This window comes from Deltaproteobacteria bacterium (assembly GCA_028818775.1).
Classification (GTDB): Bacteria; Desulfobacterota; Binatia; order UBA9968; family JAJDTQ01; genus JAJDTQ01.
Genome location: JAPPNE010000070.1, coordinates 1 through 25544, shown reverse-complemented (window position 1 = coordinate 25544; position 25544 = coordinate 1). Strand labels below are relative to the sequence as shown.

Here is a 25544-nt window from a genome sequence, read left to right as displayed (position 1 = left end):
TTTTTCGCCGTCGGCTGCGTTGCTCTTCCTCGCGTGGTACCCGCCACTGCTCGTCGTCGCGCCTTGCCGACGACGAAAAATCCTCCGCATATTATGCTGCGAATTTACCAGACACCACACTGGCTTACGCGGGGGCCTTGAAGGAATGGGCGGTCTGATAGGCCTCCGTGGCCTGCATCCGCGCCCACCACGCGCCCAATGCGGGGCGCGCGCTCCAGTCCGTCAGCCGTTCCAGCTTGTTCGACTCGAAGCGTTCGATGAACGGCGCAATGGAGCAGTCCGCCAGCGACATGCGTTCGCCCGTGAGCCAGGGACGGTCCTGAAGCGTCTCCTCCACTTCGTCGAGAATCTCGGCCAGGCGCGCCTCCGCGTACGCCATCTGCTCCTCGGAAACGCCGTTCCTCAGGCGATCTCTCAAGAGTGCGCGCTTCGGCTCGGTGGGCTGCTGCATGACCGCGGCCTCGCGCTCTTCCTCGGACAGGTGCTCGTAGCGCTTGATGCGGCCCTGCTTGATGAAGGAGATGATGTTGACGTTGCGGTGCAGTTCATGCTCGAAGCGATCCATCCAGATGCGCATGCGCGCGCGCTCGTAAGGATCGTCCGGACGCATGGGCACCTCGGGCCATACGTCGTCGAGGTACTCGAGGATGAAATTGGATTCGATGATGATGCGGCCGTCGTGCACCAGCGTCGGCACCACGCCGTTGGGGTTCAGCTCGACGTACCAAGGCTCCAGGTTCTCGAACTTCGACAGGTTGACGTAGACGCCCCCCCAGGAAAGTTGTTTCGCCGCCAGGGCGATGCGTACGCGACGCGAGCACGTGGAACTCCACCAATGGTAGAGCTTGAGCATGGGGCACCTCCGTAGAGCGTGGATTGGGACAATGGCCTGGACAGGGCACCACCGTACTACGAACCGGCCGGACCGTCCATTCCATCACCCGATCCGGGATTGTTGCCAACTCACGGCGCCACTGGCATACCGATCATTGCGGTACGGCCGCGGATACTCCGGCACTTCGAGCAAATGAAAGGATCATCGATGAGTGCGTCGAAGCATGGGACCTTCAGTTGGTGCGAGCTGCTCACCACGGACGTGGAGGGGGCCAAGAAATTTTACGCGGAGCTTTTCGGGTGGACGATGGAATCGGTGACTCACGAGTGCGACGACGGTGAGGAGCCCGTCCATTACAACCTGGTGAAGGTGGACGGGACCGAGATCGGCGGCATCATGGCCGTTCCGGCGCAGGCCCAGGGGATGCCGCCGGCCTGGGGGGCCTACGTGACGGTGGACGACGTCGACGCGGCCTCGGTCAAGGTGCAGGATCTCGGAGGGAGGATCATCGTCCCGCTCCAGGACATACCGGACGTGGGCAGGTTCTGTGTCATCCAGGACCCCCAGGGCGCCGCGCTGACCCTGATCACCTATCTGCCGGGGCACGAATAGGGTTGGGGCCTGTACGCTGCGGTTGGGCCAGAACGGAGCTTTCCACCGCGTATCACGATGCGGAATGGGGCGTGCCGTGCCATGATGACCGGACGCTCTTCGAGTTCCTCGTTCTGGAGGGGGCGCAGGCGGGACTGAGTTGGGAAACCATTCTCAGGAAACGTGACGCCTACCGCCGGGCCTTCGCCGGTTTCGATCCCGAGGCGGTATCCCGCTATGATGAGGGAAAGCAAGGCGAACTGCTGAAGGACCCGGGTCTGGTGCGCAACCGGCTCAAGATCGCCGCCGCCGTGACCAACGCCCGTGCGTTTCTCCGGGTCAGGGAGGAGCACGGCACCTTCGACCGCTACGTGTGGCGGTTCGCCGGCGGCCGGCCGCGGGTCAATCGTTGGCGCTCGCACGAGGAAGTTCCCGCGCGTACACGGGAATCGGAAACCATGAGCCGCGACCTCATGGCGCGCGGGTTCCGGTTCGTCGGGCCGACCATCTGCTACGCATTCATGCAGGCGGTGGGGATGGTGAACGATCACCTGGTGCAGTGCTTCCGGCACCGCGCCATCTCTCGCCTGGGCCGCTGAGGCAACGCCGGCGGTCCGAATCTACAGGGTACTGGTATCCTGTCGTTCGTTCGCGGACCGGCCGGCAGGACACCGGAAAGGGAGTTCGATCATGGACGGCTTGTCGCGTTACGCTTACGCGCTCATGCGCATCGTCGTCGGCCTCGCGTTCGCCCAGCACGGCGCGCAGAAACTGTTCGGCTATTTCGGCGGCATGGATGGTTTGGGCGCGACCGCGGAACTGGCCTCCCTCATGGGGGCCGCCGGCATCATCGAGTTGGCGGGCGGGCTGCTGGTGGCGCTTGGTCTCTTCGCGCGCCTCGCGGCCCTGATCTGCAGCGGACAGATGGCCGCGGCCTATTTCATGGCCCATGCCGGTCGCAGCTTCTGGCCCATCGAGAACGGCGGCGAGTTGGCGGTGCTGTTCTGCTTCGTGTTCCTCTACATCGCCAGCCGGGGCGCCGGCGCCTTCGGCTTCGGCCTCTCCCGCGGGTAGCGGAAGGATCTTGCGTCGCCGGCGCGCCGTTTCGCGGCGGCCGTGCGGGGTCCCGTTGCGAAAGGACTGCATGGCCATCTACGCCATCGGAGACGTTCAAGGCTGCTACGAGCCGCTCCGGCGGTTGTTGGACGTCATCGCGTTCGACCCCGCGGCCGACCGCTTGTGGTTCGCGGGCGACCTCGTGAACCGCGGTCCGGACTCCCTGGCGGTCCTGCGGTTCGTGAAGAGCCTCGGCGCGGGGGCGGTGGTGGTTCTGGGCAACCATGACTTCCACCTCATGTGCCGCGCGGAGGGAATCTCTCCGGCCAAGCGCCAGGACACCCTGGACGACGTCTTGCGCGCGAAAGACCGCGACGAACTGGTGGCTTGGCTGCGCGGCCTCCCGTTGATCCACCGCGAGGACGGTTACGTGCTCACCCACGCGGGCCTGCTGCCCCCGTGGGACATCGGCACCGCCGTGGAGCTGGCGCGAGAGGTCGAAACACGGCTGCGTTGTGACGGCTACCGGAGCTTCCTGCGCCACCAGGCGGGACAGGGACCGAGCGCATGGTCCGGTGACCTGGCCGGGCCCGACCGCTGGAACTGTATCGTCAGCGTGTTCACGCGCCTCCGCTGCTGCACCGCGGACGGTCACATGGCGCTGGCGTTCTCCGGGCCGCCCGCCGACGCGCCCGCCGGGTACAGCCCGTGGTTCGTCTGGCCCCGCGCCGCCGCGGACGAGACGGTCCTGTACGGGCACTGGGCGGCCCTGGGACTGCATCGCGAGAACGGCGCGGTGTGCCTGGACAGCGGTTGCGTGTGGGGCGGACAGCTCACGGCGTTGCGTCTCGACGACGGAGAAATCTTCCAGGTGTCTGGTGTAGTGTCCGGCTAATTCCTGGCGCCCGTTTTCCGGTCTTGTTGCTCCAGCGCCCACGCCACGTGTTCCCGCACCAGCGGCGACGGATCCTCGCGCCGCTCTTGCAACGCCTCGACGATGCGGCGGTCGTGAGGCGCATTGCCCAACGCCACGGCCACGTTGCGCAGCCAGCACTCGTAGCCGATGCGGCGAATCGCGCTCCCTTCGGTCCGGTGCAGGAAGTCGTCCTTGCTCCAGCGGAACAACTCGACCAGCTCCGGAGCGTCGAGCCCGTGCCGGGGCTGGAAGCCGGTCTCGCCCGTGAAGCGCGCGTACCGGTTCCACGGGCACACGAGCTGGCAGTCGTCGCAACCGTAGACACGGTTCCCCACGAGAGGGCGCAGCTCCGGTGGAATCGGCCCGCGCAGCTCGATGGTGAGGTAGGAGATGCACAGGCGCGCGTCCAGCCGGTACGGTCCGGTGATGGCGCCGGTGGGGCAGGCATCGATGCAGGCGCGGCAAGTGCCGCAGCGGTCCTCGGCGGGCCGGTCCACCGGCAGCGCCAGATCCGTGTAGATCTCGCCCAGGAAGAACCACGATCCGGCGCCGGTGTGGATGAGGTTGGTGTGCTTGCCGATCCAGCCCAGGCCGGCGTTTCGCGCCAGGGGTTTCTCCAGGACCGGCGCGCTGTCGGTGAAGACCCGGTAGCCGAAAGGTCCCGCTTCTCCGGCGACCCTGTCCGCCAGGGCCTGCAGGCGCTTGCGCAGCAAGCGGTGATAGTCCCGTCCCAAGGCGTAGCGGGAAACGTAGCCCAGGCGTCCGTCGCCGAGCACCCCCCAAGGATCCGCGCCGGTCTCCGGCAGGTAGTCCATGCGCGCGGCAATGACCCGCACGGTCCCCGGCACCAGCTCGGCCGGGCGCGAGCGCCGCGTTCCGTGCCGCGCCATGTAGGCCATTTCGCCGTGACGTCCCTCGGCCAGCCAGCGCCGCAGGAGCGCCTCGTCGGCGCTCAGGTCCACGCCGGCGATGCCCACCTGCTGGAAACCCAGTTCGCGCCCCCATTCCTTGATCCGCCCCGCCAGCCGGGAGAGAGCGGCCTCGGTGATCGCCTGGGACATTAGCGGCCTTTCCGGCAAATACGCGTCATCGCCGGCGGGTCTCCTTTTCGCACCCGGCAATTTGTGACGCAGGGCACCCGGTCACGAGGCCGGCGAGTACCCCCTGGCGAACCACGGCTCGAGGTCGACGGAGAACCACTCGCCCGGAAGCTCCCGGCCCACGCCGTTGGCCCGGGCCTTGTCCAGCAGCATCTTGCCCACGGCCGCGAACTGGATCGCCAAGCCCGAGTTGTTCTTGTAGTAGATGATGTCCGCCGGGTCGCGCCGGCCGGGCGCGGTCCCGTTCACCAACTCGCCCAGTTCCACTACCTTGTCCCAGGAGGTCTCGCCGGCCTCGATGGGATCCAGGAGTTCCTTTTGCCGGTTGGCGCGAACGCTTTCGCGCCCGTTGATCACGATGAGATCGCTGCGCGTGATGGTCCGCCGGTCCACTTCGTGGCGTTCGAACACCACGTCGCTGTTGACGATGGACACCACCGTCTGACCGGGTTCCAGGTCCTCGCCGTCGAACACCGGACCCGACGAGTTGGTGGCGCAACAGATCACGTCGGAGCCCTTTACCACCTCGCCCGGCTCGGTGGCGGCGACCACGGGGATGCCCAGTTCGTCGCCGAAGCGGGCGCAGAATTCCTCCCGGTGGACGCGTGAAGGGCTGTACACCTTCAAGCGCCGGAGGGGCAGGGCGGCCGCCAGCGCAAGGGCGTGCAACTCCGCCTGATGGCCCGTGCCGAAGAGCCCGGCCACGTGCGAGTCCGGGCGCGCCAGCAGCCGGACGGCGGCGCCGCTGGTGGCGCCCACGCGCAAGGGCGAGATGGTGCCGTCCACGATGATGCCCAGAAGCTCGGCGGTCTCCAGGCTGTAGATGAGGAATTGCCCCCAGTAGCGCCCGGTGGGATGCTTGAACTCCACCCGGCGGGTCTCGTCGTCCTTTTCCTCCGTGAGCCGGGAGTTCAAACGCAGCGCCGCGACCCCGTACTTGGGCAGCGCGCCGGCGTGGATGTTGGCGAAGTAGTTGGCCTTGGGGTCGGGCGTCGGGCAGGAGTAGCGCAACCGCGGCGGGTTGACCCCGTTCCCTCGCCCCAACTCCCGGAACACGTCCTCCATCAGGTCGATGCACTCGCCCATGGAGATCAGTTCCCTGGCCTCTTCCTCGTTGATGATCATCACCATGCGATGCGTTCCTCCGTTGCTCAGCGGTTCACGTTGGACCGAATCTACTATGAAACAATGGCGCACGCGATCGGATGCGTCGCCGGTTTGATGTAGAGCCAAGGCGTAAAGTAGAAAGGCTTGTCGGACCGCCGTCGGGATACCGTCCCCAGGCGTGTCCGTGGCCGGAGGGCAGCCCATGTCGGACCAGCATACGGCTCTGCGGGAGGCGGTCTCGCGCTACATGCCGCTCAAGACCGCGGCCGACTTCTGCGACGACAACGCGCGCCGCGTCAACTCCAGGGAGGCGCTGGTGGACGCGCGCCGGCGTCTCACCTGGGGCCAGGTGGCGGAGCTTTCCGACGCCCTGGCGCTGGCCCTGCTCGACCTCGGCCTGGAGCGCGACGGCCGTGTTCTTATCCAGATGCCCAACTCGGCGGAACTCCTACTGGCGCGGCTGGCGTGCGAGAAGGCCGGGCTCCGGCTCGTGACGGTGGCACCCAGCCTGCGGCGCGCGGAGATGGAATCCATCATGGGCTTCACCCGCCCCGAGGTCGCCATCATCCCCGCCACCTACCGGGGCTTCAACCATGCCGGGCTTCTCGACCAGGTGCGAGTGCCGGAGCTGCGCCATGTGCTGGCAGCGTGGGACGAGGTGCCCGACGGATGCCTGCCGCTGGAGGCGGTTCTTTCCCGACCGGTGACGGACGAGGGCAGGCGGCGCCTCGCCGGCACGCGCTACGGGGTCGAGGACGTGTGCCAGCTCGCCACCACCAGCGGCTCCACCGGCACGCCCAAGTGCGCGGCGGTGCCGCTCTACACGCGCCTTTTGACCGCCTGGCTCCACCTCCAGCGGTTCCGGGTCGGCGCGGACGACACCCTGTGCGCGGTCACGGCGATCATATCGGGGGTGGCGGACGGGCTGGTGTACAACGGGGTCTGCGAGTCCGGCGCGCGGGTGGTGCTGCGGGACCACTTCGACCCCCGCGCTACCTGCGAGACGGTGGCGCGGGAGCGGGTGAACGTCCTGCCCATGGTTCCCACGATGATCTCCCGGCTGCTGTCCCTGCCCGACCTGGACAACCACGACTTCAGCTCCCTGCGCATCATCGTCAGCCACGGCTCCTCGCTGCCCCACGGACTCGGGCACGCGGCCGAGGCGCGGCTTGGCTGCCGCATCATGCAAGGCTACGGCAGCGTGGACTGCGGCGGCCTGTGCGCCACCTCATGGGACGATCCTCCCGACGTCCGCATCGGCTCCGTGGGCCGGCCTCTCGAAGGCAACGAAATGCGCATCATGGACGCGGACGGCCACGAGGTTCCGAGAGGCGAGACCGGCCGCCTGTGGGTCCGGGGGCTGCCCTCGGACGCGCGCTTCCTCGACAACCCCGACCTCAACGCGCGCCGGCGCCCCGACGGTTTCCTGGACCTGGAGGAGTGGGGCCGCATGGACGACGCCGGCAACATCTACCTCATGGGTCGGGACCAGGACCTCATCATCCGCGGCGGACAGAACATCTTCCCGGCCGACATCGAGAACCTGCTGGCCCGTCATCCCAAGGTGCGCGAGGTGGCAGTCGTGGGCTACGACGACCGGGAGATGGGAGAACGCATCGCGGCATGCGTCATTGCGGAGGGCGGTGCCTCATTGACCCTGGACGAAGTGACCGGGTTCCTGCTGGACGAAGGGCTGGCCCCCTTCAAGCGCCCCGACAGGCTGGAACTGATGGAAGAGTTCCCAAAGGTCGCGTCGGGCGACAAGGTGGACAAGCGGACGCTGAGGGAACGAGTGAGACTCTCCTAATGGGGAGCCGCTATCCGTTCACCACGACGCGGATGGCCCCGTAGGCGCAGTCCCACTGGCACACGAAACAGCCCTGGCAGTCCGCGGAGTAGGCCGCGAAGGCCTTTTCCCGCGGGTCGAGGCGCAGGACGTCGGTGGGGCAGGTCTCAACGCACACGCCGCAGCCCGTGCACGCCTGTTCGTTCACTTCAACGCGCGGCATGAGGCGCCTCCTGGTTGCGGAACACGAGATGCAGGTTCTGCGTCGGCCGCACCGGGTGGGGGTCGTGCCAGGACTCGGGCACGGGCTCGTCCCAGAGCCGCAGCGCGCCGTTCTCCTGCTTCACCACCACCATCTTCACCCAGTTCACGTTGTCGATGACCGGGTAGTCCTCGCGGATGAAGGCCACCCGGCTCTCGGTGCGGTAGCGGTAGGCGCGCAGCGTCGCCTCCAGCACCTGCATGTACTGGGTCAGGCCCCATACCTTGGCCAGCTCGTGGGGGTTTTCCGCCGTGAACCGGGGCACCTCGTGCTCCCGGATGTCTCGGATCTCGCTCAAGGCCGCGTCGAGGCGGTCGGCGTGGAGCACCAGGCCGACCTTCTCCATCAGCAACTCGCCGAGCCGGCGGTGGACCGGCTCGAACGCGACGCCGTCCCGGCGCTGGAGCGGTTCAAGGATTTGTGCCGCAATCCGTTCCACCTGCTCCGCCGGCGGTTGCGGCGGCTCCACCGAGTCCACGGCCGCTCCGACGGCCCGGCCGGTCCAGTCGCCGGTGACGGAGCAGAAGGGCAGGTTGCCGCCCGGCAGATAGGTCATGTCGGTGCAGGTGCCGGCGGCGTAGAGCCCCGGCACGGTGGTCTCGCCCCGTTCGGTGACCCGCGCGCCGGCGCCGAAGATGCCGCTGGTTCCGGCCACCTGGTAGGTATACGGCACCGGCGTCTCGGTGAGGTCGCCCACCATGGCTTCCTGGTTGTTCACCACGATGGGGATCACCCGCCGGATGAGCTGCATCCGCTCCGGGGACACCTCCCGCAGGTCCATGGAGGGCACCCGGCCCAGCTCCTTCTGGTGGGCGATGGCAAAGTAGAGGAGCGCCCGCTGGGTCATCTCCATCCGCTTGGGGTCGTAATCCTCCAGGAAGCGGCGGCCGTCCTGGTCCACCCACTTGGCCCCTGACGGCATCAGCGACTCCAACCCTGGAGCGGACAGCGCGTTGTCGGGATTCAGGTTGATGCCGCCCAGCTCCAGGCGCGAAAGCTCCGCGCCGGCGCGCATCATCATGGCGATGCCGTCGCCCGAGAGGTCGATGGGCATATAGCCCAGCGTGCTTCCGGGCCAGGGATACGGGAACTTGTAGGGGCCGGTGCACACCACCGTGGCCTTGGCCGTGATCGCGTGGATCTCACCGGTGCGGGTATGGAAGCCGGCGGCGCCCACCACGCGCCCCGCCGTGGGCAACCGGCCGTCCGAGGTCAGAAGCTCGGTCAGGGCCACCCGGTTGAGCACCTCCACGCCGCGGCCGACGACGCCGGAGCGCACCGCCATCATCATCTGCGGCCCGCCCTCGGCCATCCACACGCCGTTGGCGAAGGAGCGCCCGGGCGCTCCCATGCGCACGATCCTGCGCCCCTCCTTGACCCAGTTCACACCCCACCGGTCCATGAGCAGCACGTGCTCGTGCATGACCGGAAGCGACTTGGCCACCAGCGGCTGGTTCACCAGCGGTCCGCCGAAGGCCCGCATCCACGCGTCCTTGTCGTCGCCCGGCATGTAGGCCGGGTAGACGCCGGAGGCCAGCGCGCTGCAGCCGCTGCGCCCGAAGTACGAACGGTCCACCAGCAGCACCCGCGCCCCCGCCTCCCGCGCGCGGTAGGCCGCAAAGGCCCCGGCAATGCCGCCCCCGATCACCAGCACGTCCGTTTCCAGCCGAACAGCCATGCGGGCGATCTTAGACAGGGCAGGGTTATTGTTCAAGCCGGGATCCCAAGGCGTGCGGTAGTCGTTGCTAGCGGGAGTTTTCAGGGGACCTTGCTGTTCGTGTCCAAAGCACCTACGCTCTGACGAGATTTCGTGTTGGCGACGACTGAAGGCAGGAAGGAACAGGCATGAGCACGATCATGGGAAGCGGTGACTTTCGCTACGAGGCGCAGGATGGCTGGGCGCAACTGCCCGACGGCATGACCTTCAAGGAGGTGGCGGCTGTGGGTGTGGATGGGCACGACAACGTCTACTGCTTCACCCGGGGTGAGCACCCGATGATCGTGCTCGACAAGGACGGGCGTTTCCTGCGCACCTGGGGCGAGGGGGTGTTCACCCGCGCGCACGGCGTCACCATGGGGCAGGACGGCGAGACGGTCTTCCTTACCGACGACGGCGACCACACGGTGCGCAAGTGCACGCTGGACGGCAAGGTGCTGATGACCTTGGGGATTCCGGGCAAGGCGGGGGAGTTCCAGAAGGGCGATCCCTTCAACCGCTGCACCCACGTGGCGTTTTCGCCCGGGGGCGACATCTACGTCTCGGACGGCTACGGCAACTCGCGGGTGCACAAGTACTCCCCGGACGGGAAGCTCTTGTTCTCCTGGGGCGAGCCCGGCACCGATCCGGGCCAGTTCAACCTCGTGCACAACATCTGCACCGACGCCGACGGCTGGGTCTACGTGGCGGACCGGGAGAACCACCGCATCCAGGTGTTCGACGGCAGCGGTCGTTTCGAGGCTCAGTGGTGCGACAACCTGCACCGCCCGTGCGCGCTCTACATGGAGAACATCGGCAACGGCGCCAAGCCCGTCTGCTACATCGGCGAGTTGGGACCGGGCACGTCGCAGAACGGCGCCTATCCCAACATCGGCCACCGCATCGTCATCCGCGACGCCGACGGCATCGAGCTGGGACGCTTCGGCGATCCGGTCATGGGCGAGGGGCCGGGTCAGTTCATCGCACCCCACGGGATCTGCCTGGACTCCAACCGGAACCTCTACGTGGCCGAGGTCTCCTGGACCATCATGGGCCGGCGGCTCGACCCGCCGCGCGAGATGCGCAGCCTGCAGAAGCTGGTGAAGCTGAATTGACCTGTCAACGTTACGCCCTACGAAACGTCATTCCCGCGCGGCGTCTTCGTGCGTCACAGGCGGCAGGATCCAGTGGATCGCCAGCCCCACCACCAGCGCGCCGGCGCCGCCGATGAGGTAGGGCGCGTTGGCGCCGAAGTGGTCGAGGATCCAGCCGGAGGCGGTGTTGGAGGCGATGCCGCCGAGCCCGAGTCCCACCATGGCCACCAGGCCCTGGGCGGTGGAACGCAGCCGCCCCGGGGCGACCCGGTCGACGTACAGCGGCCCGCCCATCATCAGTCCCGTCACCATCACGCCGTGGAGCATCTGCACGGGGTAGATCCAGTAGGGGTTGGCGGTGAGTCCGCACACCGTCCAGCGGATGCCGCCGGCCAGCACTCCCGCGCCCAGAAGCCCGCGCGCGCCGATGCGCTTGAGGCCCATGCCGGTGCACAGGATGAGCGGGATCTCCACGATGAGCATCAGGATCCACATGTTCTGCACCGTCTCCAGGGTGCCGCCCTGGGCGCGGACGTAGACCGGCAGGAGCCCCATGGGGCCGGTGACGAAGAGGTATGCGCTGAAGGCGAAGACAAGCATGCGGCGCATGGGGCCGCGGCGCAGCAGAATGCGCCACTCCCCGCGGCCGGCCCGTTGTGACGCCAGGCCCTGCCGCGGAAGGGCGAGGCCGATGGCCGCGGCCAGGAGCACCACGCTCGCGGTCCCCAGGAACATCACCCCGAGGCCGGGCTCGGAAGGGCCTCCGGGAAGGGTGACGAGCCCGCGCCATTCCTGTACGTGCTCCAGTGCCAGCGGGAAGATCAGCACCGAGGCCAGGAAGCCCACCGTCCCCCACGCGCGCGCGAAGCCGTAGGCGTGCGGCCCGGAGTGGCGGAACGCGGCCAGCGCCACGGACACCGACAGCGGGATCACCGGCGTCGAAAAGAACGCCAGGAAGACGGCGGCCAGGAGAATGAGGACGAACCCGTGGGCCAGTCCCAGCAGCATGAACCCCGCGGCCGCCATCATGGAAAGGAACGCCGCGAGCTGGCCGCGGGCGCCGGTGCGGTCCGCCACCTGGCCCCAGAAGGGTTGCGCCACGATGCCCACGAGGGGTGTCACCGAGAGCACCATGCCGAGCTGGATGCCGGTCAGGCCGGCGTTCTCCTTGAGGTAGAGGCTGTAGTAGGGAAAGAAGATGCCCAGCGCCCCGAAGAAGGTGAACCAGAAAACCGAAATGGAAATGCCGTGGCGCCCGAAGCTCATGGAGCTTCAAGTCTAGCGGTTCACGGAACGGTTTGTGAGCGCCCGCCGGGCCGCAAGGGCACGTGGAATGCAACTCGCGTGGATTTCCTGTAGATTGTGACCGATTCCGGGCTAAAGCAGGAGGATTCGAATGGCGCGACTCAAGCACATTGCGATCAGGACCGGGGACGTGGCCAAGACCGCGGCCTTCTACAAGGAAGCGTTCGACCTCGAGGAGGTAGGGAAGGGCCGGAGCGGCATCTACCTTTCCGACGGCCACATCAACATGGCGATCCTGAACCTCAGGACGCCCACGTCCCCGGCGGGGGTGGAACACTTCGGGTTCCAGGTGGACAACCTGGAGAAGGCGGTGGAGCGGGTCACCGCGCTTGGCGGAGGGCAGCTCACGGACCTCGCGCGGATCAACCCGACGGATCCATCCCATCCCCAGTCCTACTTCGAGGTCAAGGTCACCGGGCCGGAGGAGCAGGAGATCGACGTGTCGGACACGGGTTGGGTCGGCGCGCCCCGCGACAAGTAGAAGGACCGGGCGGCTTTCGGTGGGCGAGGACAAGCGGCAGACCACGGGCGGGCTGTTCGAGGAGCTCGTCGGAGTGATGGCGCGTTTGCGCGGCGAGGGCGGTTGCCCGTGGGACCGGGAGCAGACCCACGCGTCGCTCAAGCGTTACGCCGTCGAGGAGACCTACGAGTTGCTCGAAGCCATCGACCAGGACGACGCCGCTGCCATCCGGGACGAGCTGGGGGACGTTCTGCTGCAGGTGCTGTTCCACGCCCAGATGGCGCGCGAGGACGGCCGTTTCGCCATCGAGGAGGTGATGGCCGGCCTGCGCGACAAGCTGGTGCGGCGACACCCTCACGTCTTCGGCGACGAGCACGCGAGCGACGCCGGGGCGGTGCTGCGGAACTGGGAGAGGATCAAGGCGCGGGAGAAACCGTCCGCCGCCGCCCAGGGCCATTCCCTCTTCACCTCGGTGCCCCGGGCCATGCCGGCCCTGGCGCGCGCCCAGCGCATCGGCGACAAGGCCGCCGGCGTGGGGTTCGACTGGCCCGACGTGGAGCCGGTGTGGGGCAAGGTCGCGGAAGAGCTGGAGGAGTTGAAGGAAGCGGCCGGGACCGGGAAGGCGGAACGCGTGGAGGCGGAGTTGGGGGACCTGCTCTTCGCCGTGGTCAACCTGAGCCGCTTTCTGAAGGTCCAGGCGGAGGAGGCGCTGGAGGGCACGATCCAGCGCTTCCACAAGCGCTTCGCCCATATCGAGCGCGCGCTGGCGGAACGGGGCAAGACCGTGGAGCAGGCGTCCTTCGAGGAGATGGATGCGTTGTGGGAGGAGGCCAAGGCCGCCGGAGAAGCCGGGAAGGGTACGTAGCGGTTCGTCCCTTATAGGTGATCCCGGGCCACGGCCCACACGAGAAAGGCACCCGCCCCGATCAACAGGACTCCGGAGAAAATGTGCACGTAGGGCTCCAGCCGGGGGGGCAGGTAGCGCCTCCCGCGGCTGACCAGGTACACGACCAGGAAGTTCATGGTGCCCGCCCCGAGCCAGAAGCCTACGGGAAACGACAGCGCCCCCTGGATGCCTTGGCTTGCGAAGCCCGCGCGCACGAAGCCGAAACCCACCGTTCCCCAGAAGATGTAGGCATAGGGGTTCATGAGTTGGGTGAGAACGCTCTTGAGGAAAGGGGAAAGCTGCCGCGAGCCGCGATGGCGCTCCGCGGCCGTGGGCGCCGACCCCGCCCGGAGGGACTGGAGCCCGAGCCAGAGAAGAAACGCGCCGCCGGCGACGCCCACGGCCACGGCGCCGGCCCCGGACGGAATGGCGGAATGGAGCGCCAACACCAGCGGCAGCATGACGCAAGCATCCACGCACATGGGCGCCAGGGCCGTCTGGGCGCCCGGCCACGCGCCTCTGCGGAGCGTCTCGGTGGTGATAAGCGCCAGGATGGGGCCCGGCATGGAGGCGACGGAGAACCCCATCGCGTACGCGAACAGGAGGCTCATGGCGGGAGCGTAGCAACGCGGCCGCTTTAACGAAAACGGACATGAAGAGGGAGGAACACCGATGAGCCACGAGCATATCGTGCATGTTTCCGATGTCGCCGAGGAGCCGTTGCCGTCTCCGGAAGGCACTTCGTTCGGCGGGACACGTCAGCGCGTCGGTCTGGCCGCGGGAGCGCAGAAGCTCGGTTACGGGCTCTTCACCGTGCCGCCGGGCAAGACCGCGTTCCCGCTTCACGTCCACACCCTCAACGAGGAGCTGATCTACATCCTGGAGGGTGAGGGGAGCCTGCGCTTCGGGGACGAGACGGTGACGGTGCGCGCCGGGACGTTCATCGCCTGTCCGGGCGGGGTGGAGATGAGCCATCAGCTCGTGAACACCTCGGAGGGGGACCTGCGCTACCTGTGCGTGAGCACCATGCAGTACCCCGACATCGTCCACTACCCCGACTCGGGAAAGGTCGGGGTCTACGCCGGTCCGGGGGCGTCGGCCCAGAAGCCGTTCCGCGGCATTTACAAGAAGGGCACCGAGGTTCCGTATTTCCAGGACGAAACCGGACCCGAGGCGAAGGGATAGCCGTGAGCGCGTTCCGCATGGCGTTCCTGGACGCCGCCACCTTCGGCGTGATCTCCCTGACGCGGTTCGAGGAGGCCGCGGACTGCGCCGTGCACGAGTTGACGGAAGCGGACGAGCTGCCCGAGCGTCTGGCGGACCGCCAGTGCGTGGTCATCAACAAGTTCGTGCTCGACCGGCCGCGGCTGGAGCATCCCTCGGCCGCACGGCTCGCGCTCATCGCCGTGGGCGCCACCGGCACCGACAACGTCGACATCGCGTGCGCGCGCGAGCGCGGCATCGCGGTGTGCAACGTGCCGGGCTATGCCACCACCGCGGTGGCCCAATACACCATGGCGCTGATCCTGGAGCTGGCCACCCAGGCCGCGCGCTACGCCCAGGGAACGCGCATGGGCCACTGGCAGGAGAGCACCATCTTCACGCGCCACGACTACCCGAGCTTCGAGCTCCAGGGGCGGGTGCTGGGTATCGTCGGCTACGGCCACATCGGCCGCAAGGTGGCGGAGATGGCGCGGGTCTTCGGGCTCGAGGTGATCGTGGCCGGCCGCGTGGGAGAGGACCGGCCGCCGCCGGACCGGCTGCCCGTGGAGGAGGTGCTGCGGCGCGCTGACTTCGTGAGCCTGCACTGCCCGCTGACGCCCCTGACCCAGGGGTTCATCAACTCGCACACCCTGTCGCTCATGAAGCCCACGGCCTATCTGGTCAATACCGCCCGCGGCAGCTTGGTGGAGGAGGCGGCCCTGATCGAGGCCCTGGAAACGGGCACGATCGCGGGCGCGGCCCTGGACGTGATCTCGCAGGAACCGCCCGACGAGGGCCACCCGATGATGGAGGCGGCGGCTCGGCTGGACAACCTCCTGATCACTCCCCACTGCGCCTGGGCGGCACGAGAGACGCGCCAACGGCTCATGGATGAGGTGTTCGACAACATCCAGGCCTTCCGGCGCGGCGAACGCCGCAACCGCGTGGACTGACCGGGTATATGGATGGGTTCGCCGCCTTGAATAACGGCGCCGGATTGGGCGGCGTCAGGTTTGGACGCCTCTGATCTCCCCGCGCAGTTCGGAAAACTCCCGTGCGAGGTCGTGCAGTTCCTTTTGCAGGCCGTCGATTCTCAGGTCCAGCCGGTCGATTCTTCCATCGAGTCGTGCGGCAACCCGCCAGATGAACAGACCGAGGGCCATTCCGACGCCGATTATCGTGAGGATTTCACCGCTCATATTGGATCCTTGGTGTTATGACCCCTGGACGGTCGATTCGTGCGTTCCGTCCCTCCGTCCTATATGATCGGTACTCTCGTTCCGTTCCTTAAGCCGTTGCCGTCTAATTTTTCTGATCGTTATTTAATTAACGCTCAATGCCCTGCATGTCAACGCCGACTTCGCGAGGTCGCTCGTATGCCCAACCCGTGTCTTGCGTGTGTTACCGGCCGGTGATGAAGACCACGCCGCCCAGCAGCGACAGCGCGCCAAGGACGATGGGCAACGTGATCTTCTCGAGGTCCCTCAGGAAGATCAGGCTGAAGAGGAGCGAGAAGAGGGGCGTGGTATTGAGCAGCGGGATCATGACCGAGACCTCGCCGAGGTTGAGCGAGGTGAAGACCAGCAGTTGCGAGACGGCGGAGACGAAGGCCGTGGGCCCGAAGTAGGGGAGGCTCTCCCGGCTCGGGATCACGACGGAGAACTGCCGCTTGATCCACAGGTAGGCCACGAAGATGGTGAGCGAGGTGCCCGTGGTCACCGCGCCGGCCACGAAGGGGTTCGGCAGGATGAGCAGACCCGCCCGGCGGAAGTTCTGGGAGATGCCGGCCAGGAGCGCGGCGGCGAGCGGGAAGAGCGCGTCCACGAACCGCCAGTCGGCCGTGGCGGTACTCTTCCGGTAGAGCACCAGCCACCCTCCGGCCACGACCAGCAGTCCTCCCATGTAGACCGGAATCACCGGGCGTTCCTGGAGGAAGACCACCGCGATGGCGATGGAGAAGAGCGGTCCGGTGCCGCGCAGCGGCATGGCCCGGGCGACCCCCAGGCGATCGATGCCGATGTAGAGGAAGATGCGCGCCAGCAGGGGCTGAAGCGTGCCGCTGGCCATGAAGAAATAGGCCGCGCGGGAGCGCACGATGGACAAGGGGAAGTTGATCGCCACGTACGACCACAACAGGACCGCGGTCACCACGTAGCTGAGAAAGGCCGCGCTCAGGACGCTCGACGTGCGCGCGCCCTTGCGCACCAGGATCGAGTCCACGGCCCAGCCCATGGCGGAGAGAATCGGAACGATTTCAGGGCGCATCCAGGTTCCCCTGTAGCGGAAGCGGGCAGCGTAGGCAAACGGGGTTCGAGCGAATGCTTGACGGTCGTCACGGGGACGGCTACGGTACCCCGCTGTTGCCAGGCCACTAGACCTCGTCACCGTTAGCGATTTCCCGTAACCGTCCCATCATGAAACCACCCCCGTTCCGTTACCACACGCCCAGGTCCCTGGCTGAAGCGCTGGACCTTCTGAGGGAATCACCGGGGGACGCTCGGGTGCTGGCCGGCGGTCAGAGCCTGGTTCCGTTGCTCAACCTGCGGCTGGCCTATCCCGAGGTCTTGGTGGACCTCAACCAGGTGGAGGGCCTTTCCTATATCCGCGACGAGGGCGCGCGGCTGTGCATCGGCGCCATGACCCGCCAGCGCGAGGCGGAGTTTTCGACGGTGCTGGCGGAGCGTTGCCCGCTGCTCGTGGAGGCGATGACTCAGGTGGGGCATCCGGCCATTCGCAACCGCGGCACCATCGGCGGCAGCCTGGCCCACGCGGATCCGGTGGCGGAGCTGCCCTGTGTGATGACGGCGCTGGACGCGGAGTTGGTGGCGGTGGGGCCGGAGGGCGAGCGGGTGATCGCCGCCGGCGATTTTTTCCTGGGTCCCTACGAGACCGCGCTGGCGCCGGGCGAGATCCTGGTGGAGGTAAGGATTCCGCTGGCGCCGGCGGCTCGGCCGGCGAGCTTCTTGGAGTTCAGTCGTCGACACGGTGATTTTGCCTTGGCCGAGGCAGCGGTGGTGTTGGAGGGGGACGGGGTCTGCAGCGGCGCGCGGGTGGTGGCGGCCGGCCCGGCGTGGACGCCGTCGCGGCTGGAGCCGGTGGAGCGGCTGGTGGCGGGTTCCGCGGTGGACCGGACGGACAGCGCGGCACAACACGACTTGGTGGAAGAGGCGGGACGGGCCGCCGAGGCCGCGGTGGCGGCGCTCCCCACCCACGCGGACGCTACGGCCTACCAGCAGCGGCTCGCCGCGGTGCTGGTCAAGCGCGCGGTGGCCCAGGCGCTGGAGCGATGGAGCGGGAATTGACGGACGAACGGATGGACAGACGCACCGTCTCCGTGACGGTCAACGGGCGGCGCTGCGCGGCCGAGGTGGACGTGCGCAAGACCCTGGCTGACTTCCTGCGCGAGGACGCGGGCTTCACCGGCGTTCACGTGGGCTGCGAGCACGGTGTGTGCGGCGCGTGCTCGGTGCTGATGGACGGGGAGGTAGTGCGCTCGTGCATCCTCTTTGCCGTGCAGGCGGACGGCCACGAGATCGTCACGGTGGAGGGGCTCGGCAACGAGGATGCGTTGAATCCGCTACAGCAGGCCTTCGTGGAGCACCATGCGCTCCAGTGCGGCTTCTGCACGCCGGGCATGCTGCTGGCGGCCGTGGACCTGCTGAAGCACTGTCCCGAACCAACGGAGGCCCAGGTGCGCGAGGCGCTATCCGGCAACCTGTGCATGTGCACCGGATACGCCAACATCGTCCGGGCGGTGCGCGCGGCCGCGCCGAGCGTCCGGTCCGGTTGAGCGGCGCACCGATCAGGCGGGGCGCCACGTCGCGGGATAGGCTGAAAGGCTGACTGTCTCTACATGGAACCTTCATCCACCCAATGGAAGGGGCGCCCGGTCCGGCTACGCGAGGACCTGCGGTTCTCCACCGGCCGGGGCACCTACGTCGACGACATGAAGTTCCCGGACACGCTTCACGTCGCGCTGCTGCGGAGCGTGCACGCGCACGCGCGCATCGTGAACGTGGACATGAACGAGGCGCTGGCCATGCCCGGGGTGGTGTGCGGCCTCACCGGCGAGGACGTGGGGCGCATGACCAAGCCGCTGCGCTCTCTCATCCCCATCCCGGTGGCCCTCGACGCCTATTGCCTGGCTTTCGGCAAGGTCACCCACGTGGGCGAGCCCGTGGCCGCCATCCTGGCCGAGAGCCGTTACCTGGCCGAGGACGCGCTGGAGAGGATCCGGGTGGAGTACGAGCCCCTGCCCGCGGCGGTGGACCCCGAGGCCGCCATGGAGCCGGACGCGCCGCTGCTGTTCGAGTCCATGGGCACCAACGTCATGTGGCAGGACCGCTTCGACTACGGCGACACCGACGCGGCCTTTGCCCGCGCGGCCCATGTCTTCAAGAAGCGCTTCTACATCCAGCGCTACTCGTCCACCGCCCTCGAGACCTTCGGCTGCACCGCGGTCTACGACGGCAACCGGGAGCAGCTCACCGTCTGGTCCAACGACCAGCGCCCGGGCCAGGCCATGCCCATCGTGGCCCACAGCCTGGGTCTGACCCACGCACAGATCCGTTTCGTCACGCCGGACGTGGGCGGCGGCTTCGGCAACAAGCGCAAGGCCCATTACCTGATCATCGCGGCGCTCCTGTCCAAGCTGAGCGGCGGAAGGCCCGTGCACTACCTGGAGGACCGGCGCGAGAACCTCATGGCGCTGATCCACGCGTGCAACGGGGTGATGGACCTGGAAGCGGCGCTGGACGAGAAAGGCCGCATCCTCGGCATGAGGGTGCGCGACATCGCCGACGAGGGCGCCAACGTCCTCAACCCCACGGTGCATTCCATCCTCAAGCTCGGCAACCTGACCAACTGCTACCGCATCCCTGTCGTGCGCTACGAGGTCAACTCGGTGATGACCAACAAGTGCCCGTCGGGCGCCAACCGGGGAATCGGCAAGCCGTTCATGTGCCTGGCCATGGAGCGGATGATGGACTACCTGGCGCGGCAGCTCGACATGGACCCCATCGAGCTTCGCCGGAAGAACCTGGTGCTGCCCGACGCCATGCCCTACACCGGCCCCAGTGGCGCGCTCATCGACAGCGGCGACTTCAACGGCACCCTTGACAAGCTGCTGCCGCTCATCGACTACGAGGCGTTCCTCCAGGAGCAACGCGAGGCACGTGACCAGGGCCGGTACCTGGGCATCGGCATCGCCATCGGCCTGGAGCCCAGCACATCCAACGCCTCCGCCTACATTCTCTCGTCGGGGCGGCGCAGCGCCTCCGGCGCCGCCGAGGCGGCCATGGTGCGGGTGGAGCACGACGGCAGCATCCTGGTGCTGCTGGGGGACGTGGGCAGCGGGCAGGGGCATGAGACCGCGGCGGCGCAGATCGTCGCCGACGAATTGGGCGTGCCCATGGACGGCGTCCGGGTGTCGCCGTTCTTCGATTCCTCGGTGACGCCCTGGCTCTACGCCACCGGCAATTACTCCAACAAGTTCGCCGGCACCGACGTCGGCGCCATCCTGGGCGCCGCGCGCAAGGTGCGCGACAAGCTGTTGGAATTGGCGGCGCACCTGCTGGAGGAGCCGGTGGAGAACCTGGAGCTGGCGGAAGGCTGCGTGCGCGCCCGAGACCGTCACGAGCACCGCAAGACCCTGGCCGAGCTGGCCTTCGTGGCCTATCGGGACCTGCTGTCGCTGCCGCCCGACATGGAGCCCGGCCTGGAGGGCCGGTTCTACTACAAGCCCGACATCGCCAACGTGCCCGACGAGAACCGCCGGGTGAGGAACCAGCTCTTCGCCAGCAACGCCGCCCACGGGGTCATCGTCGAAGTGGACCCGGAAACCGGCGGCGTCACCATCCTCAAGTACGGCGTGGTGCACGACTGCGGCACCGTGCTCAACCCGTCCATCGTGGAAGGATTGGTGCAGGGGGCCACGGCCCACGGCATCGGCGCGGCGCTGTTCGAGGAGTTCGACTACGACGAGCAGGGGAACCTCAAGTCCACCACCTTCGTGGACTACCTCAAGCCCACCGCGGTGGAGATTCCCGACGTGGCGATGGACCACCTGGTGACGCCGTCGCCCTACACGCCGCTGGGAATGAAGGGGGTGGGGGAGGGCGGCGCCATCCCGGCGCCGGCCGCCATCTGCAACGCGGTGGAGAACGCGCTGGCGCCTCTGGGCTGCACCTTCGACCACCTGCCGCTCACGCCCGAGCGGGTGTGGGCGGAAATCGAAAAGGCCCGCGCCTCGAAGTGAAGCGCGGGCCTTTGTCGTCGTCTCGCCTGTACCGGTACGCCTACACGGTCACGTTGCACACCAGTTCGGTGTAGTCGGCGTCCTCCGGGATCAGGTTCCAGGTCAGCATCCACTTGTACTGGCGCTCGAACTCTTCCTCGGTGTAGGGCTCCGGGTCCACGTAGCGCAGCCGCGGCAGGTAGAAGTCGTCTTCCGTGAGCTCGTTGGCGTAGTGCTCGGGGATCTCCGCCAGCATGTGCTTGATGTACTTCTTCGGGTTCTTGTTGATGTAGGTGACGGACTTCTTGATGGCCCGCAGCATGCGCTTGAGGAGCTCGGGGTCCATGTCGGCGGGTCCGTTCTCCACGCCGAGGTAGTGGCCTTCCGTGATCATCTTGTAGCCGCGTTTCTGGGCCAGCGAGATCCACGGCTCCATCAGGGTGGCCGCGTCCACCTCGCCGTTCTCCAGTGCCATGAAGCGTTCATGAACGGTGCCGGCGTGCACCACGTTCATCTCGTCGCGGGCGACGAAACCCTCCAGCAGAGACAAGGTGTGATAGTGCGACCCCTGATGGTACTGGACGCCGACGCTCTTGTTGGCGAGCTGCATGGGCGCGTTTACCGGCGAGTCGGGCAGGACGTAGATGCCCTGGCACACCACCGCCGGGCGCTTGGTCCAGATGGGGGCGCCGCGCTCGCTGTCGTAGGCGCGCCGCACCTGTCCCCATGAACAGGCCCGCATGATGTCCACCTTCTTCTGCTCGTACAGGAACTGGTAGTTGGTGGACTTCACCAGGGTGTGGTCGGTGCGGCGCGGATCGTCGTCGGCGAACTTGGTCTCGCGCACGCCGGGCAGGAAGATCTCCACTTCCATGCCTTCTTCTTCGAACAGTCCCTCTTCCTGCGCCACGAACCAGTGGAGCCCGAGGACGGCCTCCGCGCTCTCCACGTTGATCTTGACCAGCTCAGCCATTTTCTGTCTCCCTTCGAGGTTTCCGCCCAGCCCTTGTCTATTACAACCCACGCGGGAGTGGGTCAAGGTCGTGTCCTGAGTCGGGTGCGGTCGCCGATATGCGGCGCACTGCCTATCTGGTAGGTATGGCCTGAAGCCATGGAGTTCGACGCGGCACTGTTGTTCGCCCTGGGGACGGCCCTCGCCTACGCGGTCGCCGACGTGACCGCGCGCTTCGGGCTGGAGCGCGCCAACGCCGTGGTGGGGGCCATGACGGCCCTCGCTTCCTCGGTGATGATGTTCATCGTGGTGATCGCGGCGCTCGACGTCCGCTTTCCGCCTTGGGGCGTTCACTACCTTTGGATGATCCTGGGCGGGGCGCTCAACCCGGGCGTGTTCTTCGTGACCTTCTTCATCGGCATCTCGAAGATCGGCGTGTCGCGCGCCGCACCCATCAAGGGAAGCTCGGCCATCTTCGCCGCCCTGCTTGCCATGGCCTTCCTCGGCGAGGATCCGGCTTGGTACAACCTGGCCGGCATACTGCTGGTGGTGGCCGGGATCGCGGTGATCTCGTCCGGGGCCGTCACCGGGCATTGGCGCAGGGTGGACATGCTTTGGCCCCTGGGCGCGGCGGTGGCCGGAGCGGGGGCGGCGCTTTGTTGGCGCATCGGCGTGCAGTCCTTTCCCGACACGGTGGCCGCCGCCGCCGTCGCCATCCTGGCGGCGTTGGTAGTGATCACTGGCTACACTCTTGCGACGCGCCGGCGAGAGATCCGCGAGAACGTGCGCGTCGGCTGGAAATACTTCATCGTCGCGGGGGCCATCGAAGGCTTCGGCAAGTTTCTGTATGCCAGCGCACTGCAGCTCGGCGAGATCTACCGGATGCTGCCGCTGATCCAGACCTCGCCGTTGTTCGTGGTGTTGATCTCCCTGGTGGTGCTGCGGCGGGCGGAGCGCATCACCTGGCGGGTGCCGGCTGGGGCGGTGCTGACCGTGGGCGGCGCGATCCTGGTGAACGTGCGCCTGGGGTAGCGCGGCGGCCGGTGTTCGAGCCGGGGCGCCCCCTCAGAACGTCCGCGCCATCCAGCGGACTTCGCCGACGACCACCGCGTCGTCAGGCCATGCCACGGTCTCCCAATCGGGGTGATCGCATTCCAGTAGCCACGTGCCGGAGGCATCCTTGCCTGCGCGCCGGACCAACAGCTTGTCTTCGTGGTTGAGGGCGAAGATCCGTCCTTCCCGTAGCTGCGTCTGTTCCCGGTTCACCAGCACGGAACAGCCGTCCGGGAGGGTCGTAGCCATGGAGTCGTCCTTGATCCTGACGAGGAGGCACCGGGTGGATTCCAGTCCTTGCCGGCTCAGCCAGTCCCGTCCGAACCACAGGGATCCGGCGGCTTGCGTCGCCGCGGGCGGATCGTAGGCGGCGTCGAGTTCCCGTATTTCCACGGGCGGGGTGGGGTCAAGGTCGGCGGCTTCCGTCATGTACGGGATGTCGTCCGTCGCGAATTCGTCAGGCAAGGCCTCGGGGCGCCCCGCGGACCCTTCGCGCAGGACGATGTCCAGGTCCCGGCGTAACGCGGCCCGTAGCCTCCGGGCCTCGGCCCTCAGCGCACGTCGCAGCCTGTCCTCGAGGTCGGCCTCGCGGCTTCGCCGCGGAAGGCGCTCCGGCGCCTCTTTGCCCCGGTCCGCGAAGAGTCGGGTCAAGGGCACTCCCAGAAACTCCGCGAGCTTCTCCAGTTGGTTCAGCTTCCATTCGTTGCGTCCGTTCAAGAGGTTGGAGAAATGGCTCGGTCGAATGCCGATGGCGGCCGCGATCTGCCCCTTGGTGGCTCGTCCCAGGGATTTCTCGTCGTCGATGAAATCCCGGATCCTGTTCTTGGAGGGGCTCGAAAGCGGAGGGGTCTTCCTTGTGGGCATTACGGGTTTCCAGAAAGAAAGGACGCTTGCAAACGAAATAATCCAAAACACGGGCAAGTGTGCTTTCTTCTGACACGCGGCAAATAGTGCTTTCATTCTCCTTCCCATTGTGAATTTCGGTTCCGGCGAGCGGGCGCCGGACCGCCGCCGCGGCGCTCCGGGCGCACGAAGGTCGTACGGGGACCCGCTTCCCGGTAGCCTTCCGCGATCAAAGCGCTGTGCGGCGGGTTCGAAACCCGTCCCCGGCGCGGCTTTCGCGCCGTGCCGACTTCGTGGAAAACAGTGCGTGGTGTGACGCGGGACGCCTGTCCCTTGGGGCTGGACAGGATTCGCGAGACAGGATGCTAGAAGGGGATGTCGTCGTCGATGGGCGGGGACTGGAAGGAGGACGAAGGCTCGCCGAAGCCTTGGTCTTGGGATTCCTGGGAAGCGCGCGCGCCGCCTCCGCCGCCAAGGAAATCAACCCGTTGAGCGACGATTTCGGTGGTGTAGCGGTCCTGGCCGTTCTGGTCGGTCCACTTGCGGGTCTGGATGCGGCCCTGGACGCACACCTGTCGTCCCTTGGCCAGATACTGTCCGCAAGCCTCTGCCGACTTGCCGAATACGACAACTCGATGCCACTCGGTTCGCTCCTGGCGGTTGCCTTCCTGATCGGTCCAGACCTCGGACGTAGCGACGGAAAGGGTGGCGACCGCGCGGCCGTTCTGGGTGAAGCGGACCTCCGGGTCCCTGCCAAGGTTTCCGGCGACGATAGCGATGTTTACGGCCATGTGCGCACCTCACGAGAAAAGTTTGTGCGACTGAAGCGTGGACCTTATCGGTTACGCTCCGCCGAGTCAACATGAAGCAAAATATCCTTATATCCCTCCCGACCCTTGACAACGCCGGGGGACCTCCATAAAAGGTCAAGCTTATTGCCTTCTTTCCAAACCATCGGCAACCCGTGACACAACTTTAGCCCACTGCGGTGAAACATCGCCGTACAAGACGCTTTCCAGCGTAACGACGGAGGAACAACATGCGAAATCTGACGACCCGAATCCTGTTGGGCGCTCTCGCCCTGGGGCTGGCCGCGAGCCTGCCGCTCTCGCAGGCGCGCGCCGAGTTCCCTGACCGCAACATCAACATCGTCGTGCCGTTCTCGCCCGGCGGCGGCTACGACGCCATCGCCCGCGCCACCGCGCGGAGCATGAAGAAATTCGTTCCCAAGGGCGTGAACATCATCGTCAAGAACGTCACCGGCGCCGCCGGCCGCCGCGCCTCGGTGTTCATGTACCGCGCCAAGCCCGACGGCTACACCATCGCGCACTTCCAGGCGTCCGGGATGCTCGGTGACGAGATGCTGTCCGAGACGCCCGTCGGCTTCGAGACCAGCAAGTACACGTGGCTGGCTCGGGTGGGCGCCGACCCCTTCGGCCTTCACGTATCCGCCAAGGGACCCTACAAGTCCATCGCGGACCTCCAGAAGGCGAAGCGCATTACCTGGGGGGTCGAGGGCATCGGCGTGGGACGGTGGTTGGGCTCGTTCCTGGCCGCCAAAACCTTCGGCATCGATTTTCACGTGGTGGCCGGCTACCGCGGCACGGGCGAGTCGCTGCCTGCGCTCCTGCGCGGCGACTTCGACGTCTGGGCTCAGCCCATCGACCATCCGTCGGTGACTTCCTACCTCGGCACGGACCTGCGTCCGGTGGTTCAACTGGACAGGAAGCGGGCGGTCAATGCCCCCGAGGTGCAGACTTCCTACGAGATGGGCTATGACCTCTACTTCAGCGACCTGCGCGCCTTCGGCGGCCCGCCGGGAATCCCCGAGGACCGGGCGAAGATCCTCGAGGACCTCCTGCTCAAGGCCATGAGGGACAAGGACTACGTCGACTGGAAGAACTCGTCGTCCATTCAGCTCGTGGAGGGGCCGGCATCGACGGTCAGCGAGGACCTTAAGTACTACGAGAACCTGTTCAAGGCGAACCTCGAGGAAATGCGGAAAGCCGCCAAGGCCAAGTAGGGCCAACGGGCCGGTTTCCAAGCCGCCGCGGGGGGGGGGGGGGCCGGCCGCCCGGGGGGGGGGGGCGGGGGGGCCCCACCCGGGGGGGGGGGGGCGGCCACCCCCGCGGGGGGGGGGGGGGGGGGTGGGGGGGCGGGGGGG

26 protein-coding genes and 1 pseudogene are annotated in these 25544 nt (G+C 67.2%); 15 read left to right on the top strand and 12 right to left on the bottom strand.

The window, feature by feature from the left end; genetic code table 11:
- Nucleotides 1-124: 124 nt before the first annotated feature.
- Nucleotides 125-853 (bottom strand): glutathione S-transferase N-terminal domain-containing protein, encoded by a 729-nt coding sequence (locus OXU42_08835; GenBank protein MDE0029486.1) that lies wholly within the window; start codon nucleotides 851-853, stop codon nucleotides 125-127.
- Nucleotides 854-1042: 189 nt separating this feature from the next.
- Here OXU42_08835 and OXU42_08830 point away from each other — a divergent pair, with 189 nt between their 5' ends.
- The 4 genes from OXU42_08830 (at nucleotide 1043) to OXU42_08815 (ending at nucleotide 3377) form a co-directional block, all read left to right on the top strand.
- A complete protein-coding gene (locus OXU42_08830; protein MDE0029485.1) occupies nucleotides 1043-1447 on the top strand; it encodes a VOC family protein in 405 nt (134 codons plus the stop codon).
- 2 nt (nucleotides 1448-1449) lie between these two features.
- A complete protein-coding gene (locus OXU42_08825) occupies nucleotides 1450-2025 on the top strand; it encodes a DNA-3-methyladenine glycosylase I (protein MDE0029484.1) in 576 nt (191 codons plus the stop codon).
- Between the two features lie 91 nt (nucleotides 2026-2116).
- A complete protein-coding gene (locus OXU42_08820) occupies nucleotides 2117-2500 on the top strand; it encodes a DoxX family protein (protein MDE0029483.1) in 384 nt (127 codons plus the stop codon).
- Between the two features lie 70 nt (nucleotides 2501-2570).
- A complete protein-coding gene (locus OXU42_08815; protein ID MDE0029482.1) occupies nucleotides 2571-3377 on the top strand; it encodes a symmetrical bis(5'-nucleosyl)-tetraphosphatase in 807 nt (268 codons plus the stop codon).
- On the opposite strand, the gene queG is transcribed toward OXU42_08815, so the two are convergent.
- A complete protein-coding gene (queG, locus tag OXU42_08810; GenBank protein ID MDE0029481.1) occupies nucleotides 3374-4459 on the bottom strand; it encodes a tRNA epoxyqueuosine(34) reductase QueG in 1086 nt (361 codons plus the stop codon). The two genes, OXU42_08815 and queG, sit on opposite strands and share 4 nt — an antisense overlap.
- Nucleotides 4460-4540: 81 nt before the next feature.
- The gene (locus OXU42_08805) at nucleotides 4541-5629 is read right to left on the bottom strand and encodes a hypothetical protein (protein MDE0029480.1); all 1089 of its coding nucleotides are present in this window, start codon (nucleotides 5627-5629) and stop codon (nucleotides 4541-4543) included.
- 178 nt (nucleotides 5630-5807) lie between these two features.
- Here OXU42_08805 and OXU42_08800 point away from each other — a divergent pair, with 178 nt between their 5' ends.
- A complete protein-coding gene (locus OXU42_08800) occupies nucleotides 5808-7412 on the top strand; it encodes an AMP-binding protein (protein MDE0029479.1) in 1605 nt (534 codons plus the stop codon).
- 10 nt (nucleotides 7413-7422) lie between these two features.
- Here OXU42_08800 and OXU42_08795 read toward each other — a convergent pair whose 3' ends face one another.
- Complete coding sequence (locus tag OXU42_08795) at nucleotides 7423-7614, bottom strand: ferredoxin family protein (GenBank protein ID MDE0029478.1); 192 nt, start codon at nucleotides 7612-7614, stop codon at nucleotides 7423-7425.
- Nucleotides 7601-9331 (bottom strand): FAD-binding protein, encoded by a 1731-nt coding sequence (locus OXU42_08790; GenBank protein MDE0029477.1) that lies wholly within the window; start codon nucleotides 9329-9331, stop codon nucleotides 7601-7603. Before OXU42_08790 ends, OXU42_08795 begins: the two co-directional genes overlap by 14 nt.
- 167 nt (nucleotides 9332-9498) lie before the next feature.
- Between OXU42_08790 and OXU42_08785 the strand changes: the two genes are divergently transcribed.
- Nucleotides 9499-10464 (top strand): peptidyl-alpha-hydroxyglycine alpha-amidating lyase family protein, encoded by a 966-nt coding sequence (locus tag OXU42_08785; protein ID MDE0029476.1) that lies wholly within the window; start codon nucleotides 9499-9501, stop codon nucleotides 10462-10464.
- A 27-nt stretch (nucleotides 10465-10491) separates the two neighbouring features.
- Here OXU42_08785 and OXU42_08780 read toward each other — a convergent pair whose 3' ends face one another.
- Nucleotides 10492-11709 (bottom strand): MFS transporter, encoded by a 1218-nt coding sequence (locus tag OXU42_08780; protein MDE0029475.1) that lies wholly within the window; start codon nucleotides 11707-11709, stop codon nucleotides 10492-10494.
- A gap of 130 nt (nucleotides 11710-11839) precedes the next feature.
- Here OXU42_08780 and OXU42_08775 point away from each other — a divergent pair, with 130 nt between their 5' ends.
- Together OXU42_08775 and mazG are read left to right on the top strand one after the other, a co-directional pair.
- On the top strand, nucleotides 11840-12229 hold the full coding sequence (locus OXU42_08775; GenBank protein MDE0029474.1) for a VOC family protein: 390 nt from the start codon (nucleotides 11840-11842) through the stop codon (nucleotides 12227-12229).
- Between the two features lie 19 nt (nucleotides 12230-12248).
- Nucleotides 12249-13073, top strand: a complete 825-nt coding sequence (mazG, locus tag OXU42_08770) for a nucleoside triphosphate pyrophosphohydrolase (GenBank protein ID MDE0029473.1) — start codon at nucleotides 12249-12251, stop codon at nucleotides 13071-13073.
- Between the two features lie 11 nt (nucleotides 13074-13084).
- On the opposite strand, the gene OXU42_08765 is transcribed toward mazG, so the two are convergent.
- Nucleotides 13085-13705, bottom strand: a complete 621-nt coding sequence (locus OXU42_08765) for a LysE family translocator (GenBank protein ID MDE0029472.1) — start codon at nucleotides 13703-13705, stop codon at nucleotides 13085-13087.
- Between the two features lie 61 nt (nucleotides 13706-13766).
- Here OXU42_08765 and OXU42_08760 point away from each other — a divergent pair, with 61 nt between their 5' ends.
- Both OXU42_08760 and OXU42_08755 read left to right on the top strand, forming a co-directional pair.
- Entirely contained in the window at nucleotides 13767-14279 is a 513-nt protein-coding gene (locus OXU42_08760) for a cupin domain-containing protein (GenBank protein MDE0029471.1), read from the top strand.
- A 2-nt stretch (nucleotides 14280-14281) separates the two neighbouring features.
- A complete protein-coding gene (locus OXU42_08755; protein MDE0029470.1) occupies nucleotides 14282-15250 on the top strand; it encodes a D-2-hydroxyacid dehydrogenase in 969 nt (322 codons plus the stop codon).
- 54 nt (nucleotides 15251-15304) lie between these two features.
- Here OXU42_08755 and OXU42_08750 read toward each other — a convergent pair whose 3' ends face one another.
- Together OXU42_08750 and OXU42_08745 are read right to left on the bottom strand one after the other, a co-directional pair.
- The gene (locus OXU42_08750) at nucleotides 15305-15496 is read right to left on the bottom strand and encodes a hypothetical protein (protein ID MDE0029469.1); all 192 of its coding nucleotides are present in this window, start codon (nucleotides 15494-15496) and stop codon (nucleotides 15305-15307) included.
- Nucleotides 15497-15698: 202 nt separating this feature from the next.
- Nucleotides 15699-16562 carry a DMT family transporter gene (locus tag OXU42_08745; protein ID MDE0029468.1) on the bottom strand — a complete coding sequence of 288 codons (864 nt, stop codon included), beginning with the start codon at nucleotides 16560-16562 and terminating at the stop codon, nucleotides 15699-15701.
- 149 nt (nucleotides 16563-16711) lie between these two features.
- Here OXU42_08745 and OXU42_08740 point away from each other — a divergent pair, with 149 nt between their 5' ends.
- The 3 genes from OXU42_08740 (at nucleotide 16712) to OXU42_08730 (ending at nucleotide 20553) form a co-directional block, all read left to right on the top strand.
- Nucleotides 16712-17599 carry a xanthine dehydrogenase family protein subunit M gene (locus OXU42_08740; protein ID MDE0029467.1) on the top strand — a complete coding sequence of 296 codons (888 nt, stop codon included), beginning with the start codon at nucleotides 16712-16714 and terminating at the stop codon, nucleotides 17597-17599.
- An 11-nt stretch (nucleotides 17600-17610) separates the two neighbouring features.
- Complete coding sequence (locus OXU42_08735) at nucleotides 17611-18087, top strand: (2Fe-2S)-binding protein (GenBank protein ID MDE0029466.1); 477 nt, start codon at nucleotides 17611-17613, stop codon at nucleotides 18085-18087.
- A gap of 63 nt (nucleotides 18088-18150) precedes the next feature.
- Nucleotides 18151-20553, top strand: a complete 2403-nt coding sequence (locus OXU42_08730) for a xanthine dehydrogenase family protein molybdopterin-binding subunit (protein MDE0029465.1) — start codon at nucleotides 18151-18153, stop codon at nucleotides 20551-20553.
- Between the two features lie 40 nt (nucleotides 20554-20593).
- On the opposite strand, the gene OXU42_08725 is transcribed toward OXU42_08730, so the two are convergent.
- Nucleotides 20594-21505 carry an ABC transporter substrate-binding protein gene (locus OXU42_08725; protein ID MDE0029464.1) on the bottom strand — a complete coding sequence of 304 codons (912 nt, stop codon included), beginning with the start codon at nucleotides 21503-21505 and terminating at the stop codon, nucleotides 20594-20596.
- A gap of 138 nt (nucleotides 21506-21643) precedes the next feature.
- On the opposite strand from OXU42_08725, the gene OXU42_08720 reads away from it, so the two are divergent.
- The gene (locus OXU42_08720) at nucleotides 21644-22516 is read left to right on the top strand and encodes an EamA family transporter (protein ID MDE0029463.1); all 873 of its coding nucleotides are present in this window, start codon (nucleotides 21644-21646) and stop codon (nucleotides 22514-22516) included.
- Between the two features lie 33 nt (nucleotides 22517-22549).
- Here the strand turns inward: OXU42_08720 and OXU42_08715 are convergent, their stop codons facing one another.
- Both OXU42_08715 and ssb read right to left on the bottom strand, forming a co-directional pair.
- Nucleotides 22550-23401: a LexA family transcriptional regulator gene (locus OXU42_08715; protein MDE0029462.1), complete on the bottom strand. Its 852-nt coding sequence runs from the start codon at nucleotides 23399-23401 to the stop codon at nucleotides 22550-22552.
- Between the two features lie 407 nt (nucleotides 23402-23808).
- Nucleotides 23809-24171 (bottom strand): annotated as a pseudogene (gene ssb, locus OXU42_08710) (single-stranded DNA-binding protein).
- A 248-nt stretch (nucleotides 24172-24419) separates the two neighbouring features.
- Here ssb and OXU42_08705 point away from each other — a divergent pair.
- Nucleotides 24420-25403 carry a tripartite tricarboxylate transporter substrate-binding protein gene (locus OXU42_08705; GenBank protein ID MDE0029461.1) on the top strand — a complete coding sequence of 328 codons (984 nt, stop codon included), beginning with the start codon at nucleotides 24420-24422 and terminating at the stop codon, nucleotides 25401-25403.
- Nucleotides 25404-25544: the final 141 nt, after the last annotated feature.

What these genes read in the sequence shown, in the direction of transcription:
- OXU42_08800 (MDE0029479.1), top strand. Translation starts at nt 5,808, where the DNA reads ATGTCGGACCAGCATACGGCTCTGCGGGAGGCGGTCTCGCGCTACATG.
- OXU42_08785 (MDE0029476.1), top strand. Translation starts at nt 9,499, where the DNA reads ATGAGCACGATCATGGGAAGCGGTGACTTTCGCTACGAGGCGCAGGAT.
- OXU42_08830 (MDE0029485.1), top strand. Translation starts at nt 1,043, where the DNA reads ATGAGTGCGTCGAAGCATGGGACCTTCAGTTGGTGCGAGCTGCTCACC.
- OXU42_08735 (MDE0029466.1), top strand. Translation starts at nt 17,611, where the DNA reads ATGGACAGACGCACCGTCTCCGTGACGGTCAACGGGCGGCGCTGCGCG.
- OXU42_08705 (MDE0029461.1), top strand. Translation starts at nt 24,420, where the DNA reads ATGCGAAATCTGACGACCCGAATCCTGTTGGGCGCTCTCGCCCTGGGG.
- OXU42_08780 (MDE0029475.1), bottom strand. Translation starts at nt 11,709, where the DNA reads ATGAGCTTCGGGCGCCACGGCATTTCCATTTCGGTTTTCTGGTTCACC.
- OXU42_08795 (MDE0029478.1), bottom strand. Translation starts at nt 7,614, where the DNA reads ATGCCGCGCGTTGAAGTGAACGAACAGGCGTGCACGGGCTGCGGCGTG.
- OXU42_08730 (MDE0029465.1), top strand. Translation starts at nt 18,151, where the DNA reads ATGGAACCTTCATCCACCCAATGGAAGGGGCGCCCGGTCCGGCTACGC.
- OXU42_08820 (MDE0029483.1), top strand. Translation starts at nt 2,117, where the DNA reads ATGGACGGCTTGTCGCGTTACGCTTACGCGCTCATGCGCATCGTCGTC.
- OXU42_08775 (MDE0029474.1), top strand. Translation starts at nt 11,840, where the DNA reads ATGGCGCGACTCAAGCACATTGCGATCAGGACCGGGGACGTGGCCAAG.
- OXU42_08760 (MDE0029471.1), top strand. Translation starts at nt 13,767, where the DNA reads ATGAGCCACGAGCATATCGTGCATGTTTCCGATGTCGCCGAGGAGCCG.
- OXU42_08715 (MDE0029462.1), bottom strand. Translation starts at nt 23,401, where the DNA reads ATGCCCACAAGGAAGACCCCTCCGCTTTCGAGCCCCTCCAAGAACAGG.
- OXU42_08790 (MDE0029477.1), bottom strand. Translation starts at nt 9,331, where the DNA reads ATGGCTGTTCGGCTGGAAACGGACGTGCTGGTGATCGGGGGCGGCATT.
- OXU42_08745 (MDE0029468.1), bottom strand. Translation starts at nt 16,562, where the DNA reads ATGCGCCCTGAAATCGTTCCGATTCTCTCCGCCATGGGCTGGGCCGTG.
- OXU42_08740 (MDE0029467.1), top strand. Translation starts at nt 16,712, where the DNA reads ATGAAACCACCCCCGTTCCGTTACCACACGCCCAGGTCCCTGGCTGAA.
- queG (MDE0029481.1), bottom strand. Translation starts at nt 4,459, where the DNA reads ATGTCCCAGGCGATCACCGAGGCCGCTCTCTCCCGGCTGGCGGGGCGG.
- OXU42_08835 (MDE0029486.1), bottom strand. Translation starts at nt 853, where the DNA reads ATGCTCAAGCTCTACCATTGGTGGAGTTCCACGTGCTCGCGTCGCGTA.
- OXU42_08725 (MDE0029464.1), bottom strand. Translation starts at nt 21,505, where the DNA reads ATGGCTGAGCTGGTCAAGATCAACGTGGAGAGCGCGGAGGCCGTCCTC.
- OXU42_08805 (MDE0029480.1), bottom strand. Translation starts at nt 5,629, where the DNA reads ATGGTGATGATCATCAACGAGGAAGAGGCCAGGGAACTGATCTCCATG.
- OXU42_08765 (MDE0029472.1), bottom strand. Translation starts at nt 13,705, where the DNA reads ATGAGCCTCCTGTTCGCGTACGCGATGGGGTTCTCCGTCGCCTCCATG.
- OXU42_08750 (MDE0029469.1), bottom strand. Translation starts at nt 15,496, where the DNA reads ATGAGCGGTGAAATCCTCACGATAATCGGCGTCGGAATGGCCCTCGGT.
- OXU42_08720 (MDE0029463.1), top strand. Translation starts at nt 21,644, where the DNA reads ATGGAGTTCGACGCGGCACTGTTGTTCGCCCTGGGGACGGCCCTCGCC.
- OXU42_08815 (MDE0029482.1), top strand. Translation starts at nt 2,571, where the DNA reads ATGGCCATCTACGCCATCGGAGACGTTCAAGGCTGCTACGAGCCGCTC.